This window comes from Mycobacterium sp. BMJ-28 (assembly GCF_054404835.1).
In genome coordinates, this window is sequence record NZ_CM136783.1 from 1,943,286 (window position 1) to 1,961,489 (window position 18,204).

Here is an 18,204-nt window from a genome sequence, read left to right on the forward strand (position 1 = left end):
GCCGAAACCACACTTTTTCGGGGACGGATCAGAAATCGAACCCACCGAAGTCGCCGCCGCCTTCGAACCCACCGAAGTCACCGCCGCCGTCGGAGCCACCCCAACTGTCACCGCCCCAGCCGCCGTCGGAGCCCATGTCCTGACCACCCTGGTCCAGCCCGGCTGCCTCGCCCTGGTCGAATCCTTGTTGGAAGCCGTCGCCGTAGCCGTTCTCGAATCCTTGTGCGCCGTAGTCGACTCCGTGCATTCCGGAGAACAGGCTGTCGAACAGTAGTACTGAGCCGATACCCCAGGCGCCGGCGACGAGTGCGGGTTTCCACCATGGTTCGGAGTACCAGCCGGCGGGGACGGGGCGTCCGGCGACGCGGCCGCCGGGGTAGTAGTTGGGGGTGCGTGGCGACGGTGCGGGGGAGGCTTCGATTTCCTTGCCCTCGAACTGGATCCGGCGGTCTTCGGTGACTGCGCCGGCGGCGCGTTGGCCGTTCAGTGTTTCCAGTTCGGGGCCTGGGTCCATGCCCATGGCGAGTCGGGCGGCGCGTACGTAGTAGAGCCCTTCGATGGCGCTTTCTTTGGCCAGTAGTGCTTGTTTGGCGGTGGTGGCTTGGTCGATCTGTGAGGAGGCTGCGGTGTAGCGCTCGGAGGCGTCGGCCAGTGCTTGTTTGGCGGCGTCGTCGCTGCCGGTCAGGTTGACCACTTGGCCGCCGAGGCGCTCGATGATCCGGCGGGCGTCGGCTTTGGCATCGGCCAGCGAGGCGGCGTTGCGCTGCCCGGATGCCTTCTGCGAGGCGTACACCGCGAAGCCGATCGCGGCGACGACCAGGACGATCAGGACAAGGAGGACGCCGTTCATCATTTCAGCGTACCGACAGGAATCGGCTGGTCCCCGGCCTGCGAGCTGGTTTGCTGAGAGCGAATCTAAGGTGCGCCGGCGCGGCGTGCGGCTCTCGCCGGATGCGGGACCGGTCGTTTCGCATCCGGAGTTTGGCCCTGCGGGGACTGGGGGTCCTCGTTATTCGGCGTTGAAATGGGCTCAATTCGCCAACGAGGGAGATCCGCGCCAGTTTCCCGAAACAGCAAATTGTCATTCAAAGCGCGTCTCGCTATTGGTCGACAATTGGTATGAGAATTGTGCGATCAAGATCAGCACGTCTGGATCGCAAATGATGGAATTTACGGCTGCGACAATGCGGCCATCCGCAAAACGCAAGGCAGGCTTCGTCGCCATCGACAATTACGCGGTGGTCAATTAAAAATCTTCGTGAACTGCACTTTTATGAACAGTAAGGTGATCAAACGATTTCGATTTCAACCAGCAAACGCACAATTGGATTGAACAGATCACCCTCCGGGTAACGAACTGAATACGGCGTTGTGATGTGGATCACGACGATTAGTCCGCTTACGAGAAGGGTTGGTGTCAGGGCCATGTGGGGTTCGTGGAAGTGTGCAGCAAAACCCATTGCATTCGCGGCGGCGCCGCTGTTGGCGGTGGGTCTGATGGGTGCGGCAGCGCCGGTCACCCCGCCCGCGCCGACGGCGTTGCGGCAGGCGTCCTACGACATCGCACTGGCTGCCGCCATCGACACCTCGTCCAGCGCGGTCGGTGTCGCCGAGTCCCAGCTCTACTTCATGACACCGGAGGAGGTCGACACCGCGCTGGACACCATGCAATCCCTGGGCGTCACCCAATTCCGGATGTTCGTACCGTGGCGGGCGGTGGAGCCGGCGCCGGGCGTCTATGACTGGACCAACGTGGACAAGGTCATCGACGCGGCCGAGGATCGCGGGATGGCCGTGCTGGCCGCGGTCACCAGCACGCCGACGTGGGCGTCGGACAATCAGACCTCGGCCTACGGCGCCCCGGAAAATCCCGAGGACTTCGGGGCCTTCATGGGTGCGCTCGCCACCCGCTACGGTGCGGGCACCGGTGATCCGGAGAGCGCACGCATCTCGGCGTACGAAATCTGGAACGAGCCACAGAGTTACGTCTTCTGGAATCCGAAGCCCGATCCCGCCGCCTACACCGAACTCTTGAAGGCTGCGTACACGGCGATCAAGGCGGTCGACCCGAGCGGGACGGTCGTCGGCGGCGTGGTGACGGCGGGGCGGACGGTGAGCGACATCAACATCAGCCCCGTGGAATTCGTGCAGGACATGTACGCCGCGGGTGCGGCCGGCTACTTCGACGCGTTGTCCTACCACCCGTACAACTACGACTGGAAGTTCGGTGACGGTGCCGGCAACCCGATTTCGGCGGAGGGTCAGCTGGAGTCGATGCGGGAACTGATGAACGCGAACGGGGATGCCGACAAGCTCATCTGGACCAGTGAGTACGGTCTGCCCACGTCTTACGTCTCCGAAGCGCAGCAGGCCGATTTCATCGACGACTTCATGGACACCTGGTCGACGCTGGACGGGGTGGGGCCGATGTTCATCTATTCGCTTGTCGACCAGAACACCAATTCGACCGAGGTGGAGGACACCTGGGGCCTGTATCACGACGATTGGACCCCCAAGCAGGCCGCGGCGGTGGTGCGGGCCTGGATCGAGGAGCACGGCGGGCAGATTCCCGACGTGCTGCCCACGGATCCGGCGCCGGCGCCGGTGACCGAAACCCCGACGGCGCCGACCACCGATCCCCTGCAGAGTTGGGCGGACTCGGTGGCCGCCGCGCTGGCCAGTTGGGCCGCCAGCGTGCAGCAGGCCACGGGAGGCTCCACGGCGACAGCGACGAGCACGACCACCGCAGCGGCGACGACGCTGCGCGCGGCCACGGAAGACACGGCCGTTCAGCGGCTGGCGACCACCGAAACATCGGCCGCTGCAACCGACGTCACGCCGGACACCGCCGACTCCCTGCGGGCTCCCCTGATCGCCGCCACCCAGGCGGAACCGGAAGCGGCTGCGGTGCAGGAGGATCCGGCTACCTCCACCGCGCCGACGGCTCAGCGCGCTCGGGTTGCCCCGGCGACGCCGGCCACTGAAACCAGGAACACCGCGTCCACACCGGCCGCCACGGGTACGGACACCTTGAAGCCCGCCACTGCGCAGTCGGAGCGCCGCGGTGAACGCCGGGACCGGGCGGGGTCCGACCGTTCGGCGGGATCGGACAAGGGCGACCGGGCAGAGCACCGCACTCGGGTGCAGTCTCAGCGCCCCTGAACGGATTCGGGACCCTGCGGCCTCGCAATGCTCAACGCATCGCGGGGCCGCAAGGCGGTCAGGCTGATATCGCCGCCGTAGACGTCCAGCACCCGCGGATCCATTACCCGGCGCCACAGCGGCGGGCACAGGGTGAGAACGAGCATCGCCACGTAACCGGCGGGCAATTGCGGTGCTTGTTCGGTGTCGCGCACCGCCTGATAGCGGCGCAGCGGGTTCAGGTGGTGATCGGAATGGCGCTGCAGGTGCAGCAGGAAGACGTTGGTCATGACCGCATTGCCATTCCAGCAGTGCGAAGGGCGCAGCCGCTCATAACGCCCCGAGGCCAGTTTTTGCCGGCGCAGCCCGTAGTGCGATACGTAGTTCATCGCCTCGAGGAGGAACATCCCGACCACCGCTTGGCCGATCAGCCAGGGAAGGTCGACGACCCCGAACCAAGCCACCAAACCCGCGAACACCAGCACGCTGATCAGCCAGGCGTTGAGCACGTCGTTGCGCAACGACCAACGTGAATTACCTTGGCGGGCAAGTCGACTGGTTTCCAATGCCCACGCCGAGCGGGTGCTACCGGTCACCGACCGCGCCGCGAAGGCGTACACGTTCTCGCGGAATCGGGCACTCGCCGGATCCTCCGCCGTGGCCACCCGGACGTGATGCCCGCGGTTGTGCTCGACGTAGAACTGGCCGTAGCACGACTGTGCCAGTGCCAGCTTGCTCAACCACCGCTCGGTGCGGTCGCGCTTGTGCCCCAATTCGTGCGCCGCGTTGTTGGCGATGCCGCCCACCACGCCGGTGGCCATCATCAGCCCCAATTTGCCCAGCAGCGAGATGCCGAGCCAGCCACCGCCGCTCCACAGCCAGCACGCGAAAATCAGCGAGAGGTACTGGGCCGGCAGGTACAGATGGGTCGCGGCGCGATAGAAACGGTCGCCTTGCAGGGCGGTCAGCGCCTCATCCGGGGCGCGGCGGTGCCGACTTTCCTGGCCCAGCAGATGATCGGCGACGGGCATGACGGCGAAGGTGAGCACCGGACCCGTCCACCAGAAGGCGGTCCATCCCGTCGTCCACACCAGCAGCCAGGACAAGCCGACCATGCCCGGGGTCACCGGGACGAGCAGCCAGAGATATCGCTTGGGATCTCGCCAGGTCGTTTCAGCAATCGCTTTGGCAATCTCGGTACGAGCGTCGATTGCCGGCCGTTCGTCTGCCGTAAGGCGCGGCGGAGGCACGGTCATCGCATACTTATACCGCGTGGGAATTGCTCGCGCAATCGTTGCTGCCGGTTCTTGGTAGCCTGCCGGACCGATGGGATTTGGCTGGATAAATGCCAAGTGTGCTGAACCCGACGAATTCGCTCCGTCGCCGATGCGGCAGCTGTCGTCTCCGTAAATTGACAGCAGACTCCCAGAATGGCCGGCACTGCCGATGGGGCCGCGGCCGCGGCGATGACTTATCGGCTGGCAAATCCCGGCGGAGCGCCGTGCGGCGTGGTGTCCACCGAAGGGGTGACGTTCGCTGAATCGAGGTTTGACGGGCTAACAAATCGGTACGCTCTGGAAGCTCTTGCGGGAGCGTCAATATTGAGCCGAGGAGGATCACTCATGTTCGTCCGTACCTTTTTCGTCGCCGCAGGCATCGCTATGGCCGGCTCGGTGTCCGCGCCGATCGCCGCTGCCGCCCCGTATCCGAACTGCACGGCAGCCAAGCAGGACGGCGCCTGCAACATTCCGTCCAGCTCCGACAAGTACCAACCGAAGCTGGACCGCGATGGGGATGGCCTCGGCTGCGAATGCTGATCGGGCGAGCCGAGCGCACCCGAAAGTGCCAGCTCACATGGCTCGGGGCTCTGATGGGCACAGTCCTACCGGCGTTACCGTCGGTAGGAGTTGGAGCGGGCGACGGGAATCGAACCCGCGTAGCTAGTTTGGAAGACTAGGGCTCTACCATTGAGCTACGCCCGCATCGTGGTGCAACGCAAGACTGTACCGGCGCGGGTGCGGACAAAGCCAATTGACGGTCCCGCGTGTTGAACCCGTAGTATTCCGACCGCAGCGAGACACGGGGTGTAGCGCAGCTTGGTAGCGCATCCGCTTTGGGAGCGGAAGGCCGCAGGTTCAAATCCTGTCACCCCGACCCACCGAATTCAGACGTCCAGTACCAGTCGCCCGTGTGCCGCCTTGGCCCGCGACACGCACACCAGCATCTGCCCGAGTTCGCGTTGCTCGTCGGTGAGCAGGTTGTCGCGATGATCCACCTCGCCGGACAGCACCCGCTGCACGCATGTGCCGCAATAGCCCTGCTGGCACGAATAAGCCACGGCGGGAACGGCGTTGCGCAGGGCAGCCAGCGTGCTCTGATCCGCGCCGACGTCCATCACGGTGCCGCTGCGCGCAAGTTGCAGTTCGAACGGCTGACCGTCGACCACCGGGGCGGCGCTGAAACGCTCGCTGTGCACCTCGATACCGGAGTCCACCGGAATGGCACGCAGCACCGCATCGATCAGTGCCGGCGGGCCGCACACGTACACCGCGGTGGCGGGATCGACACCGTCGAGCAGCGTCTCGGCGCCGGGCAGTCCGTGCTCGTCATCGGTACGGATCCGCACCTTGTCGCCGTAGGGCGCCAGCTCGTCCAGGAAGGCCAGTGCGTCGTGGTGGCGGCCGGTGTAGCGCAGCGTCCACGGCGTGCCCTGGCATTCGGCCAGCCGGACCATCGGCAGGATCGGGGTGATGCCGATTCCTCCCGCGATGAAATGCAGCCGCGCCGCTCGAGACGCCGATCCCGGCAACGGCATCATGAACGCGTTGCGCGGATCGCTCACCTCGACAACATGACCCACGGTCAGGCCGTGCACTTCGATCGATCCACCGCCGCCTTCTGGGCTGTGCCGCACCGCAATTCGGTATTCGTGGCGGCGCTGCGGGTCGCCGGTCAGCGAGTACTGGCGGGTCAGGCCCGACGGTAGGTGCACGTCGATGTGCGCGCCCGGGTTCCACCGCGGCAACGGCGCGTCGTGCAGCGGGGCCAAGGTGAGCGCCACCACCTGACCGTCGGCTGCGACGGTCTGCCGGTCGCAGATCCGCATCGTGGTGCGGTTGACGGCGGCGGGCAAGGCAGGCAGTACACCCGAGCCGCCCAGGCTTGTCACCACCGACAGGAAGTGCGGCACCGCGGCACCGGCCACCCGAATCAGCAGATCGGGCGCTTTGGTGCGGTAGAGGCCGCGCGGTGGTTCGCCGGTGTAGGGCTTGAGCAGGCCGCGCAACGAGCGGCGCGTCATCCGTGCATCGCGCGGGCGGCGGGGGAGGCCGCCAGGTACGCAACGGCTTGCGCGGTGCTGCCCTCGTCGACCGGGTTGTAGTCGGGCCGGAGCAGCCGCGAGCCGGTGCGGATCAGGTAGGCGATCGTGGGTAGCGAGCCGCGCTTACCGGAGGCGCGCATCTTCCACATCAGTCGGAGGTACCCCAGGTTCGGCAGCGCGGGGTCCTCGTGCACCAAGAATTTGAGGCCCCGCAGGACCAGGGCGAAGAACACCCCGCTGACCATCAGCCCCGCGGCCGCCTGGGCGAAGTAGTCCATGCCGAAATATTTGGCCACGTTGTAGGACACATGACGGTGCTCCACCTCTTCGGCGCCGTGCCAGCGCATCAGATCCGCCATCATCGGGTCGACGCCCAACCGATCCCACTCGTTGTTCAGGGCCCAGTGGCCGAGGACACCGGTGAAATGTTCGGCCGCGCTCAGTGCATGCGTGCCCGACGCCAGCGCCTTGCGCCGCCGGTCCGGATCGGAGATCTGGGCCATCCGGGTTTCGTACTGGCCGGCCACCCACTCCAGCTGGTCCAGGAATGCGGTGGGATCGATACCGTGCTGGCGCACGAACTCGACGAGCACCTCGTCATGGGTCCTGGCATGCATGGCCTCTTGGCCGATGAAGCCGAGGATCTGCTCACGCAACCGCTCGTCGCGGACATAGTCGAGGGCATCGGTGAGCAGCTTGGCGAACCAGCGTTCGGCGACGGGCAGAAAAAGGTTCAGCGCCGTGGTGGCGTGGGCGCCGTAGGGATCGCCGGGCATCCAGTGCAGCGGGGTCCTTTCCCACGTGAACCTGGCATCCCGCGGGCGAAGGGCCACTTCCTCCGGGGCGAAAGTGTCCGATGGGCTCGAATCTTCGAGCCGCTGCTGAGTCACGACTGGCCTCCTTGGGGGGTGACTGTGGCATACGGGTTCTGCCCACGGGGGCGATTGACCCATTCCCTTCACGTATTCGATGCGTGCTGGAGTTCGGATTGGTCGCAATCTGGATCCCCGCGCCGCTTCAGCCGCTCCTCGGGGACGCCAAGTGTCGGGAGGCCGAACCGGTCAACTACCCTGTTCGCGAAGCGCGCGGGCCACCGGCGACGACCTGTTTCGTCGTCGCATACCGCGCTGCCACCAAAGACGCATACAGGAGTAACGCAGTGAAAAGCACGGTCGAGAAGCTGAGTCCCACCCGGGTTCGGATCAATGTGGAGGTTCCCTTCGCCGAGCTGGAGCCGGACTTCGACCGGGCCTTCAAGCAGCTGGCCCAGCAGATCCGGCTGCCCGGGTTCCGGCCCGGCAAGGCGCCGCGCAAGCTCCTGGAGGCTCGTATCGGCCGCGGTGCGGTACTGGAGCAGGTCGTCAACGACGCGCTGCCCAGCCGGTACAGCGAAGCGGTGACCACCGCGGACCTGCAGCCTTTGGGGCAGCCCGATATCGAGGTCACCAAACTCGAGGACAACGAGGAGCTGGTGTTCACCGCCGAGGTGGACATCCGCCCGGAGATCGAGCTGCCCGACCTGGCTGCGCTGGCGTTCAGCGTCGACCCGATCGAGGTCAGCGACGACGAGGTCGACACCGAGCTGCAGAACCTGCGGGCCCGGTTCGGCACCCTGACCGGTGTCGAACGCGCGGCCGCCGAGGGCGACTTCGTCTCGATCGACCTGTCGGCCACCGTCGACGGCGAGGATGTGCCCGAGGCCAAGACCGAAGGTCTGTCCCACGAGATCGGCTCCGGCCAGCTCATCGAGGGCCTGGACGAGGCGATCATCGGGCTCAAGGCCGACGAGAGCAAGGAGTTCACCACCACGCTGGTCGCCGGTCCGCACGCCGGCCAGCAGGCCGAGGTGACCGTCAAGGTGAACTCGGTCAAGGAACGCGAACTGCCCGAGGCCGACGATGAGTTCGCCCAACTGGCAAGCGAATTCGACACCATCGACGAGCTCAAAGAGAGCCTGGTCGAGCAGGTGCGCCGGACCAAGCGCATCCAGCAGGCCGAGCAGATCCGCGACAAGGCGCTGGAGACCCTGCTCACCGATGTCGAGGTGCCGCTGCCCGAGGCGATCGTGCAGGCCCAGGTCGATGACACCCTGCACAACGCCATCCACGGGCTGGAGCACGACGAGGCCAAGTTCGAGGAATCGCTGACCGAGCAGGGCAGCAGCCGCGAGGAGTTCGACGCGGACAACCGCGGCAACGCCGAGAAGGCCGTCAAGACCCAGCTGCTGATGGACGCCATCGCCGACAAGCTCGACATCCAGGTCGGGCAGGCCGACCTGACCGAGCGGCTGGTGCTGATGTCGCGCCAGTACGGACTGGAGCCGCAGCAGCTGCTGGGCTTCCTGCAGCAGAACAATCAGCTGCCGGCGATGTTCGCCGACGTGCGCCGCGGCCTGACCATCGCCGCGGTGGTGCACGGGGCCACCGTCACCGACACCGACGGCAACGTGATCGACACCGCCGAGTTCTTCGGACCGGCCGGCGGCGCCGAGGCAATCGAGGGCGAGACCGCCGAGGTCGAGGCCCCGGCCGCTGAGACCGATGACGCCGATGACGCCGCTGACGCCGAGAAGGCAGAGAAGGCCGAGAAGAAGGCGGCCAAGAAAGCCGCCAAGAAGGCCGAGAAGAAGGCCGACAAGGAAGACGCCGACGCCGCTGAGTGACGCTGTGAGCGAACGCGCGCCCTGTTGGGCGTGCGGTTCGGTGCGCGTTGGTTAGTGTCGGTGAACGAGTACGAAAACTCTAGAAAGCAGGTATCCAGCCGTGACTGACATGCGTTCGGGCGCGTCGGGGCTCAACCTCATCGACTCGGTGTACGAGCGTTTGCTCGCCGAGCGCATCATCTTCCTGGGCACCCAGGTCGATGACGACATCGCCAACCGGCTGTGCGCGCAGATTCTGCTGCTGGCCGCGGAGGACCCCGTCAAGGACATCCACCTGTACATCAACTCGCCAGGTGGATCGGTGACCGCGGGTATGGCCATCTACGACACCATGGTGCTGGCCCCGTGTGACGTGGCCACCTATGCCATGGGTCTGGCCGCGTCGATGGGTGAGTTCCTGCTCGCCGCCGGCACCAAGGGCAAGCGTTACGCCCTGCCGCACGCGCGGATCATGATGCACCAGCCATCCGCGGGCATCGGCGGTAGCGCGGCCGACATCGCCATCCAGGCCGAGCAGTTCGCCCTGACGAAGAAGGAGATGAACCGTCTCAACGCCGAGTTCACCGGCCAGACGCTGGAGCGGGTGGAGACCGACGCGGACCGCGACCGCTGGTTCACCGCCAAGGAGGCGCTGGACTACGGCTTCGTCGACCACATCATCACGAGCGTCAGCGTCAACGGCGATGGACCAGGAGCAGGAATCAAATGAACCCTGACATGAAGCTTCCGCACGGCGAGGCCGTGAATCCGGCTCAGTCCCGGTACATCCTGCCGTCCTTCGTCGAGCACTCCAGCTTCGGCGTGAAGGAGTCCAACCCGTACAACAAGCTGTTCGAGGAACGCATCATCTTCCTCGGCGTGCAGGTCGATGACGCCTCGGCCAACGACATCATGGCCCAGCTGCTGGTGCTTGAGTCGCTGGATCCCGACCGCGACATCACCATGTACATCAACTCCCCGGGTGGGTCGTTCACCTCGCTGATGGCGATCTACGACACCATGCAGTACGTCCGGGCCGACATCCAGACCGTCTGCCTGGGGCAGGCAGCCTCGGCCGCGGCGGTGTTGCTGGCCGCGGGCACCCCGGGCAAGCGTCTCGCGCTGCCCAACGCCCGTGTGCTGATCCACCAGCCGGCCGTGGGCGGGGCGATCCAGGGCCAGGTCTCCGACTTGGAGATCCAGGCCGCCGAGATCGAGCGCATGCGCACGCTGATGGACACCACCCTGGCCCGGCACACCGGCAAGGATCCCGCCGTCATCCGTAAGGACACCGACCGCGACAAGATCCTGACCGCCGCCGAGGCCAAGGACTACGGCATCATCGACACCGTTCTGGCGTACCGGAAGTTGTCCGCACAGAACGCATAGCCGCACCACGCGAGATTGCCGTTATGGCGCGAAAGTTCGAGTCGAACGCGCCGTAGCGGCAATCTCGCGTTTCGGGCACGTGGCGATCAGTAGCTGAACGTGGTCGCCCCGTCGCCGATCCATTCCCACAGCTGCACGGTGCCCCCGGGGTCGGCCCCGGCGATGAAGGTCTCCGGGTCCAAGTGCTTGGACTGGATGCAGATGGGACATACCAGGTAGCGACCGCCTGCCGTCGCGTAGCGCTCCATCAGCTGGGGCAGCGGCGGGCAGCCGTCGCAGGCGGTGCCGACGGCCACGCCGGTCACCGCCAGCCGGACGGCCTCCTTGGTCAGGAACATCATGGTGGGCCGGCCCGATTCGGCGGCGCCGACGGCGACCAGGAAGGCCACCGTCACCCGTTCGGCGTCCTCCAGGCCCGTGGTCAGACTGATGGCGGCTTTGTTCATCGTGTTGTCCATGGTCCGATCGTGCTCCCAACCCGGCGCCACGTACATGGGGCTTCTGCCCCAATGGCAGCCGGCTATCCGGGGTCGGCCAACCCGTGCCGCAGTGCGTACATGCTGGCGCCGATGCGGTTGGACACGCCGATCTTGGCGTAGGTGCGCTCGACGTGGTTGCGTGCCGTTTTCTCGCTGATCACCAGGGCTGTCGCGATTTCCCTGTTCGAGACGCCGCGGGCGACCAGGCGCAGCACCTCGACCTCGCGCGGGGTGAGGCCGTCCGGGCGGCCGCTGGGCCGTTCCGGGCGCTGCCCGGCGGTGTGCAGCACGGCGTCGACGGCGACCGTGTCCAGTTCCCCGGCCCGAACCCGTTCCTGCAACCGGCGCGCCGCCGACGCCGGGGTCAGCGCCTCGCGGTAGGGCCGGGGTTCGCAGCCGGACCGGTAGGCGACCGTTGCGGCCAGTATCCGGTCGGGCAGGCCGAGTGCGGATTCGGGCAGGCCGCGGGGATAACCGGAGCCGTTGAGGCATTCATGGTGATTACCGGCCAATTGGGCCACCTGAGTCAGACCGCGCACCCGACTGAGGATCCGCACCGTGAGATAGGGGTGCAGCCGCACCCGTTCGAATTCGGTTGCGCTCAGCGGGCCGGGCTTGGACCACACCTGATTGGAGACGCCGATGCGGCCCAGATCGTGCACGTGCCCGGCGCGCCGGAGCAGGGCCACCGCCGGCCCGTCCAGACCGGCTGCCGCGGCCGCATCACCGGCCAGCTTGGCCACCGCCCGGGAATGCCCGAGGGTGAAAGGGCACTTCAAGTCCACGAAATCGCCCAGCGCCATCAGCAGCGCGTCCAGGCCGTGGTCGTCCAGCGGCTGATGCCGGTCGGGCGCCTCCCGCAGGGCGGTCTGCCACGCGTCGCCGGTGGCCGGCCCGGCCAGGATCGCGTCGGCGTCGCGGATGAAGGCGTCGACCACGTCGGGATCGAACTGCCCGCCGCGGCGGTCGGTGGCCATTGCGACCGCGGCGGCCACCCCGCCGGTGCGGTGATGCACCTCGACCAGATCGGCGAGCTGGGCCACCCGCATCTGAATCGGGATCGCGTCCCCGTGTGCGCCGGCCGGCATGCCGGCGCCGTCATAGCGTTCGAAGGCGAATGCCAGTGCGGCCTGCACATCGGGTCCCAGGCCCAGCCGGTCGGCCAGCAGCGCGGCCGAGGTGCAGTGCGAGTGGATCATCTGAGACAGCTGCCCGCGGGCGTTGACGAACAGCGTTGCCATCACGTTCAGCCGGCGCACCAGGGGTTCGCCACGGGCGATGTTGGCGATCAGGAAGCGCATCAGCGGGAGCCCGGCGTTGTCCACCAGGTAGGTGTCGTGGCGCACCGCGATGTCGTCGCCGAACCAGCGCGCGTACTCGTGTGAGTCGGCGTGACAACCGATCCACATGATCAGCGTCGTGTAGTAGATACAGTCGCGGTCACCGCGACCGAGCCCCAGCCGGTCGGCCAGCCGGGTCGCGATCAGCGCGGACCGCAACATGTGCTCGCCCGGCTGTCCCAGCCCGAGGTCGACCGCGACCGACAGCGCGGCGAGCAACTCGGCTCGGCTCGGGGTCTCGGCCGGCGCAGCCATCCGCCGATTATGCAGTGCGGTCGGTGCCGGCACGGTGATGACGGGCAGGATCGAAGTTCTCGAAATGCCCCGATCCGACGACGAACAGGCCGCGTTGCGGGGGCCGGAACCCGGCCAGCCGCGGCTGCGGGTGCAGGGCGCCGGGCCGGCCCAGGTCGACGCCACGCCAGCAGGCGTGCCCGCGGGCGCGCCATACCTGAGCCGGGGCCAGCGTGAACCGCTGACCGTTGGGCGCCGTGCCGCGCAGCCGCACCGAACCGGCGCCCAACAACGGACCGGCCGCAGCGCCGATCAACGCCAGTGCACCTCGATGGGTCCAGGCCGCCTCCGGCAGCGCCCGCCCGATCACACTCATCAGCCGCGTCGACGCGCTGGTGCTGATGTCGACGGTCCATTCCAGAAGCCCGTCGATCCCGACGTACAGGGTCCACGGGTCGGTCCAGGCGACGTCGATATCGCACTGCACGGCGTCCCGCGGCGTGGCCGAGCTGAAGTACCTCGCACAACTCTGCTGGGCCGGTGTGGTGGCGTAGAAGGTCCACTCCCCGGTGGGGTCGCGATGCCAGACCGACCGGTAGGGCGGCGCGAACGTCGTCGCGGGGAATTGTCGTAGGGCCAGGTAGTGGCCCGAGGTGAAGGGGAAGCCCATCACCCCGAAACCGGTGAACCGCTCGTCGTCGCCGGGCGGCAGGATGGGCTGGGCCAGCACCGCGGTAGCGGCGTCCAGGGGAGTACGCGACGGGCTCATGGGACCACCGTGCACGGTGGGAAAGATGCTGCGCATGGGGCATCGGCCCCACGATCCAGCGCCGGTGGGCTGGCTGGATCTCCGCTTTTGCCCACTGCCGCGCACGGTATCGTGGAACGCGGCGAAGACTCCTTCGACGACTGCATTTCCGTCACACCGGCGACACGTCCGGGACACGGTCCGCGCGCCGACGGGTGTGGAGCCGCGCGGAGGGATATGTTCTCCTCCACGCGAACAAATACCACCTATGCGATTGGTGTTATCGGTCGCTACGGGGCGGAGCGAACGGGTAGCGTCGGGAGAACACCCGGAGTTGCCCACCACGCGGTGTGAAAACCGACGGAAACAGGAAGTAGGACGCACCCAGATGGCGCGCATTGGAGACGGCGGTGACCTGCTGAAGTGCTCGTTCTGTGGAAAGAGCCAGAAGCAAGTCAAAAAGCTCATCGCGGGACCCGGCGTGTACATCTGCGACGAGTGCATCGATCTGTGCAACGAGATCATCGAGGAGGAGCTGGCCGACGCTGACGACGTCAAACTCGACGAGCTGCCCAAGCCCGCGGAGATCCGCGACTTCCTCGAGGGTTATGTCATCGGCCAGGACACCGCCAAGAAGACGCTGGCGGTGGCCGTCTACAACCATTACAAGCGCATCCAGGCGCAGGAAAAGTCCCGGGATTCCCGGGTCGAGCCGGTCGAACTCGCCAAGTCCAACATCCTGATGCTCGGACCCACCGGCTGCGGTAAGACCTACCTGGCGCAGACCCTGGCCAAGATGCTCAACGTGCCCTTCGCCATCGCCGACGCCACCGCGCTGACCGAGGCCGGCTATGTGGGTGAGGATGTCGAGAACATCCTGCTGAAGCTGATCCAGGCCGCCGACTACGACGTGAAGCGCGCCGAGACCGGCATCATCTACATCGACGAGGTCGACAAGATCGCCCGCAAGAGCGAGAACCCCTCGATCACCCGCGACGTCTCGGGTGAGGGCGTGCAGCAGGCGCTGCTGAAGATCCTGGAAGGCACGCAGGCCTCGGTGCCCCCGCAGGGTGGCCGTAAGCACCCGCACCAGGAGTTCATCCAGATCGACACCACCAACGTGCTGTTCATCGTCGCGGGTGCGTTCGCCGGGCTGGAGAAGATCGTCTCCGATCGCGTCGGCAAGCGCGGCCTGGGCTTCGGTGCCGAGGTGCACTCCAAGGCCGAAATCGACACCCAGGACCACTTCGCCGAGGTCATGCCCGAGGACCTGATCAAGTTCGGTCTGATCCCCGAGTTCATCGGCCGCCTGCCGGTCGTCGCCTCGGTGACCAACCTGGACAAGGAATCGCTGGTGCAGATCCTGTCCACCCCCAAGAATGCCCTGGTCAAGCAGTACACCAGGTTGTTCGAGATGGACGGGGTGGAGCTGGAGATGACGCCGGAGGCCCTCGACGCCATCGCCGACCAGGCCATCCATCGCGGCACCGGAGCCCGTGGGCTGCGCGCCATCATGGAAGAGGTGCTGCAGCCGGCCATGTACGACATCCCCAGCCGCGACGACGTCGCCAAGGTGGTCGTCACCCGGGAGACCGTGCAGGACAACGTGCTTCCGACCATCGTGCCGCGCAAGCCACCGCGCGCCGAGCGGCGCGACAAGAGCGCCTAGTACCTCGAATCGACGAATGGCTGTGTTTCACACCGGAACACAGCCATTCGTCGTTGTGGGAGGTGGCCGGCTACTGCACCCGGTCCGGGCGGGTGTACACGTTCATCGATTCGCCGCGCAGGAAGGCCACCAGGGTCAGCCCGGCCTGCGCGGCCAGATCGACCGCCAGTGACGACGGGGCCGAGACGGCGGCCAGGATGGGGATGCCGGCCATCACCGCCTTCTGGGTGAGTTCGAACGAGGCCCGCCCGCTGACCAGAAGGACGGTGCCCGACAACGGAACACGGCGGTTCTCCAGCGCCCAGCCGATGACCTTGTCGACGGCATTGTGCCGGCCGATGTCTTCGCGGACGACCAGTTCGGTGCCATCGGAGCCGAACAGCCCGGCACCGTGCAGTCCGCCGGTGCTGGCGAACACCTTCTGCGCCTTGCGGAGTGCGGCGGGCAGCGCGCTGAGCAGGTTCGGCGCGATGGTGGTGGGATCGTCGCCGGGGGAGTGCCTGCTGACCAGCCGCACCGCCTCCAGTGAGGCCTTCCCGCACACCCCGCACGAGGACGTGGCGTAGAAATTGCGGGTGAGGTCGACGTCGGGGGCGGGCACACCCGGGGCCAGGGTCACGTCGAGCACGTTGTAGGTGTTGACGCCGTCCTCGGTGGCGCCCTGGCAGTACCGCACGGTGGCCACGTCGTCGCGGCCGGAGACGATGCCCTCGGTGAGCAGAAATCCTTGGGCCAGTTCGACGTCGGAGCCCGGCGTGCGCATGGTGACGGTCAGCGGGGCACCGTTGACGCGGATCTCCAACGGCTCCTCGACGACGAGGGTCTCCGGTCTGGCCACGATGCCGTCGGCGTTGCGGTGGCTGATGCGGCGCCGGGTGGTTACTCTGCCCATGGCTCCGGCCTGAGTTCCAGCCTGATCACGACGGCCTTGGACACCGGGGTATTGGATCGCACCGCGGTGTGGTCCAGCGGCACCAGCGGGTTGGTCTCGGGGTAGTAGGCGGCAGCGTTACCGGCCGGGGTCGAGTAGCTGACCACGCGGAAATCCTCGGCCTTTCGCTCTTGGAGGCGTCCTTCGCCGTCGGTGAATTCCGAGATCAGGTTCACCCGGGCCCCGTCCTGCAGGCCCAGCGCGGTGATGTCGGTCGGGTTGACGAACACCACGCGCCGCCCGCCCCGCACGCCACGGTAGCGGTCGTCCAGGCCGTAGATGGTGGTGTTGTACTGGTCGTGGCTGCGCAGCGTTTGTAGCACCAGTCGGCCCGGCGGCACCGGCACCCATTCCATCGGATTCAGCGAGAAGTTGGCTTTGCCTGTATGGGTGGGGAATTCGCGCGAGTCACGCGGCGGGTGGGGCAGCTGGAAGCCGTCGGGTTGCCGGACCCGGCGGTTGTAGTCGGCGCAGCCGGGCACCACGTCGGCGATGGCGTCACGGATCAGGTCGTAGTCGGCGTTGAATGCCTCCCACTCGACGGGGTGACCGGGGCCCAGCAGGGTGCGGGCCAGCTGGCACACGATGGCGACCTCGCTGCGGAGCTGATCACTGGGTGGATGCAGGTTGCCGCGCGACAGATGCACCATCGACATCGAATCCTCCACCGACACGAGCTGTTTGCCGGCCCGCTGGAAATCCTTGTCGGTCCGGCCCAGTGTCGGCAGGATCAGCGCGGTGCGGCCGTGCACGAGATGGCTTCGGTTGAGTTTCGTCGAAATCTGCACCGTCAGAGCACAATTGCGCAGAGCGGCCTCGGTAACCTCGGTATCGGGCGTGGCAGAGACGAAGTTGCCGCCCATCCCGATGAACGTCTTGGCCTGCCCGTCGCGCATGGCCCGGATGGCATCCACGGTGTCGTGACCGTGCTTGCGCGGGCTGCTGATACCGAACCGGGCGTCGAGGGCGGCCAGGAATTCCTCGGGCATCTTCTCCCAGATACCCATGGTGCGGTCGCCCTGCACGTTGGAGTGCCCGCGCACCGGGCACACCCCGGCGCCGGGCTTGCCGATCATGCCGCGCATCAGCAACAGATTGGTGGCCTCACCGATGGTCGCCACCGCGTGCCGCTGCTGGGTCAGACCCATCGCCCAGCAGATCACGGTGCGTCGTGAGCGGATGAAACTGTCTGCGACGCGGCGCAACTGGTCCGCACCGATTCCGGTGGCCGCCAGCACCGTCTGCAGGTCCACCGCGCGGGTCTGGCGTTCGTAGTCGTCGAACCCGGCGCAGTGCCGGTCGATGAACGCGCGATCCAGCACGCTGCCGGGCGCCCGGTCCTCGGCCTCCAGCAGCAGCCGGCCCAGCCCGGCGAACAACGCCATGTCCCCGCCGATCCGGATCTGGACGAACTCGTCGGCGATCGGGATGCCGTGACCCACAACACCGCGCACCTTCTGCGGGTCCTTGAACCGCATCAGGCCGGCCTCGGGCAGCGGGTTGATCGCGATGATGTTGGCGCCGTTGGCTTTCGCCTTCTCCAGCACCGAGAGCATACGCGGGTGGTTGGTACCGGGGTTCTGCCCGGCGATGACGATCAGGTCCGCATGTTCCACATCGTCGACGGTCACCGAGCCCTTGCCGATGCCGATCGAATCGACCAGCGCGGTGCCCGAGGATTCGTGACACATGTTCGAGCAGTCCGGCAGGTTGTTGGTGCCGAAACTGCGCACCAGCAACTGATAGAGGAACGCGGCCTCATTGCTGGTGCGCCCCGAGGTGTAGAACAGCGCCTCGTCGGGGGAGTCGAGCGCGTTGAGTTCGTCGGCGATCAGCCGGTAGGCGGCATCCCAGTCGATCGGTTGGTAATGGGTTGCCCCCGGCCGCAGCACCATCGGCTCGGTGAGGCGGCCCTGCTGGGAGAGCCAGTATTCGGGCTTCTCGGACAGTTCGGCCACCGAATGCCGGGCGAAGAAATCGGCGGTGACGCGGCGTTTGGTGGCCTCTTCGGCGACGGCCTTAGCGCCGTTCTCGCAGAATTCGGCCACCTTGCGGCCGCCGTGCTCCTCGGGCCAGGCGCAGCCCGGGCAGTCGAAACCGTGCCGCTGATTCAGCCGGGTCAGTGCGGCCATCGTGCGCAGCGGGCCCATCTGTTCCAACCCACGTTGCATGCTGACCATGACGGCCTTGACCCCGGCGGCCTCATCTTTGGCGGCGCCGACGACGACATCCCGTTCGTCGTAGCTCGCATCGACGTCGCGGCCGTCTTTGACTCTGGTCATGGTTCCAATCTAATCCTCGGAAACGACG

Annotated in this window: 16 protein-coding genes and 2 tRNA genes; 8 read left to right on the forward strand and 10 right to left on the reverse strand. The window is 66.7% G+C overall.

Annotation, left to right across the window (positions count from 1 at the left end):
- Positions 1-28: 28 nt before the first annotated feature.
- A complete protein-coding gene (locus tag ACXPWS_RS09665; protein WP_458712227.1) occupies positions 29-850 on the reverse strand; it encodes a DUF1542 domain-containing protein in 822 nt (273 codons plus the stop codon).
- Positions 851-935: 85 nt separating this feature from the next.
- Between ACXPWS_RS09665 and ACXPWS_RS09670 the strand changes: the two genes are divergently transcribed.
- Complete coding sequence (locus ACXPWS_RS09670; RefSeq protein WP_458712228.1) at positions 936-1,250, forward strand: hypothetical protein; 315 nt, start codon at positions 936-938, stop codon at positions 1,248-1,250.
- A gap of 247 nt (positions 1,251-1,497) precedes the next feature.
- Positions 1,498-3,162, forward strand: a complete 1,665-nt coding sequence (locus tag ACXPWS_RS09675; protein ID WP_458712229.1) for a cellulase family glycosylhydrolase — start codon at positions 1,498-1,500, stop codon at positions 3,160-3,162.
- On the opposite strand, the gene ACXPWS_RS09680 is transcribed toward ACXPWS_RS09675, so the two are convergent.
- On the reverse strand, positions 3,150-4,397 hold the full coding sequence (locus ACXPWS_RS09680) for an alkane 1-monooxygenase (RefSeq protein WP_458712230.1): 1,248 nt from the start codon (positions 4,395-4,397) through the stop codon (positions 3,150-3,152). The genes ACXPWS_RS09675 and ACXPWS_RS09680 overlap by 13 nt on opposite strands.
- Positions 4,398-4,571: 174 nt before the next feature.
- On the opposite strand from ACXPWS_RS09680, the gene ACXPWS_RS09685 reads away from it, so the two are divergent.
- A complete protein-coding gene (locus ACXPWS_RS09685; protein ID WP_458712231.1) occupies positions 4,572-4,958 on the forward strand; it encodes an excalibur calcium-binding domain-containing protein in 387 nt (128 codons plus the stop codon).
- Between the two features lie 91 nt (positions 4,959-5,049).
- On the opposite strand, the gene ACXPWS_RS09690 is transcribed toward ACXPWS_RS09685, so the two are convergent.
- Positions 5,050-5,123 (reverse strand) — tRNA-Gly (locus ACXPWS_RS09690).
- A gap of 98 nt (positions 5,124-5,221) precedes the next feature.
- Between ACXPWS_RS09690 and ACXPWS_RS09695 the strand changes: the two genes are divergently transcribed.
- A tRNA-Pro gene (locus tag ACXPWS_RS09695) sits at positions 5,222-5,295 on the forward strand.
- A gap of 10 nt (positions 5,296-5,305) precedes the next feature.
- On the opposite strand, the gene ACXPWS_RS09700 is transcribed toward ACXPWS_RS09695, so the two are convergent.
- Both ACXPWS_RS09700 and ACXPWS_RS09705 read right to left on the reverse strand, forming a co-directional pair.
- Positions 5,306-6,442, reverse strand: a complete 1,137-nt coding sequence (locus ACXPWS_RS09700) for a PDR/VanB family oxidoreductase (protein WP_458712232.1) — start codon at positions 6,440-6,442, stop codon at positions 5,306-5,308.
- Positions 6,439-7,353: a metal-dependent hydrolase gene (locus ACXPWS_RS09705; RefSeq protein ID WP_458712233.1), complete on the reverse strand. Its 915-nt coding sequence runs from the start codon at positions 7,351-7,353 to the stop codon at positions 6,439-6,441. The genes ACXPWS_RS09700 and ACXPWS_RS09705 overlap by 4 nt, the downstream gene beginning before the upstream one ends.
- Positions 7,354-7,622: 269 nt before the next feature.
- Between ACXPWS_RS09705 and tig the strand changes: the two genes are divergently transcribed.
- The 3 genes from tig (at position 7,623) to ACXPWS_RS09720 (ending at position 10,493) form a co-directional block, all read left to right on the forward strand.
- A complete protein-coding gene (gene tig, locus ACXPWS_RS09710; protein WP_458712234.1) occupies positions 7,623-9,125 on the forward strand; it encodes a trigger factor in 1,503 nt (500 codons plus the stop codon).
- 109 nt (positions 9,126-9,234) lie between these two features.
- Positions 9,235-9,834 carry an ATP-dependent Clp protease proteolytic subunit gene (locus ACXPWS_RS09715; protein WP_458713477.1) on the forward strand — a complete coding sequence of 200 codons (600 nt, stop codon included), beginning with the start codon at positions 9,235-9,237 and terminating at the stop codon, positions 9,832-9,834.
- Between the two features lie 8 nt (positions 9,835-9,842).
- Positions 9,843-10,493, forward strand: a complete 651-nt coding sequence (locus ACXPWS_RS09720) for an ATP-dependent Clp protease proteolytic subunit (protein WP_458712235.1) — start codon at positions 9,843-9,845, stop codon at positions 10,491-10,493.
- A gap of 86 nt (positions 10,494-10,579) precedes the next feature.
- Here ACXPWS_RS09720 and ACXPWS_RS09725 read toward each other — a convergent pair whose 3' ends face one another.
- The 3 genes from ACXPWS_RS09725 to ACXPWS_RS09735 all read right to left on the reverse strand — a co-directional run bounded on the left by ACXPWS_RS09725 (position 10,580) and on the right by ACXPWS_RS09735 (position 13,315).
- Complete coding sequence (locus ACXPWS_RS09725; protein ID WP_458712236.1) at positions 10,580-10,951, reverse strand: DsrE family protein; 372 nt, start codon at positions 10,949-10,951, stop codon at positions 10,580-10,582.
- Positions 10,952-11,013: 62 nt separating this feature from the next.
- Positions 11,014-12,567, reverse strand: a complete 1,554-nt coding sequence (locus ACXPWS_RS09730) for an HD domain-containing phosphohydrolase (protein ID WP_458712237.1) — start codon at positions 12,565-12,567, stop codon at positions 11,014-11,016.
- Positions 12,568-12,574: 7 nt separating this feature from the next.
- Positions 12,575-13,315 carry a hypothetical protein gene (locus ACXPWS_RS09735; RefSeq protein ID WP_458712238.1) on the reverse strand — a complete coding sequence of 247 codons (741 nt, stop codon included), beginning with the start codon at positions 13,313-13,315 and terminating at the stop codon, positions 12,575-12,577.
- Positions 13,316-13,682: 367 nt separating this feature from the next.
- Between ACXPWS_RS09735 and clpX the strand changes: the two genes are divergently transcribed.
- Entirely contained in the window at positions 13,683-14,963 is a 1,281-nt protein-coding gene (clpX, locus tag ACXPWS_RS09740) for an ATP-dependent Clp protease ATP-binding subunit ClpX (RefSeq protein WP_458712239.1), read from the forward strand.
- A gap of 70 nt (positions 14,964-15,033) precedes the next feature.
- On the opposite strand, the gene fdhD is transcribed toward clpX, so the two are convergent.
- Both fdhD and ACXPWS_RS09750 read right to left on the reverse strand, forming a co-directional pair.
- Positions 15,034-15,855, reverse strand: coding sequence for a formate dehydrogenase accessory sulfurtransferase FdhD (gene fdhD, locus ACXPWS_RS09745; RefSeq protein ID WP_458712240.1), 822 nt, complete (start codon positions 15,853-15,855; stop codon positions 15,034-15,036).
- Complete coding sequence (locus tag ACXPWS_RS09750) at positions 15,843-18,176, reverse strand: FdhF/YdeP family oxidoreductase (RefSeq protein ID WP_458712241.1); 2,334 nt, start codon at positions 18,174-18,176, stop codon at positions 15,843-15,845. The genes fdhD and ACXPWS_RS09750 overlap by 13 nt, the downstream gene beginning before the upstream one ends.
- Positions 18,177-18,204 lie beyond the last annotated feature (28 nt).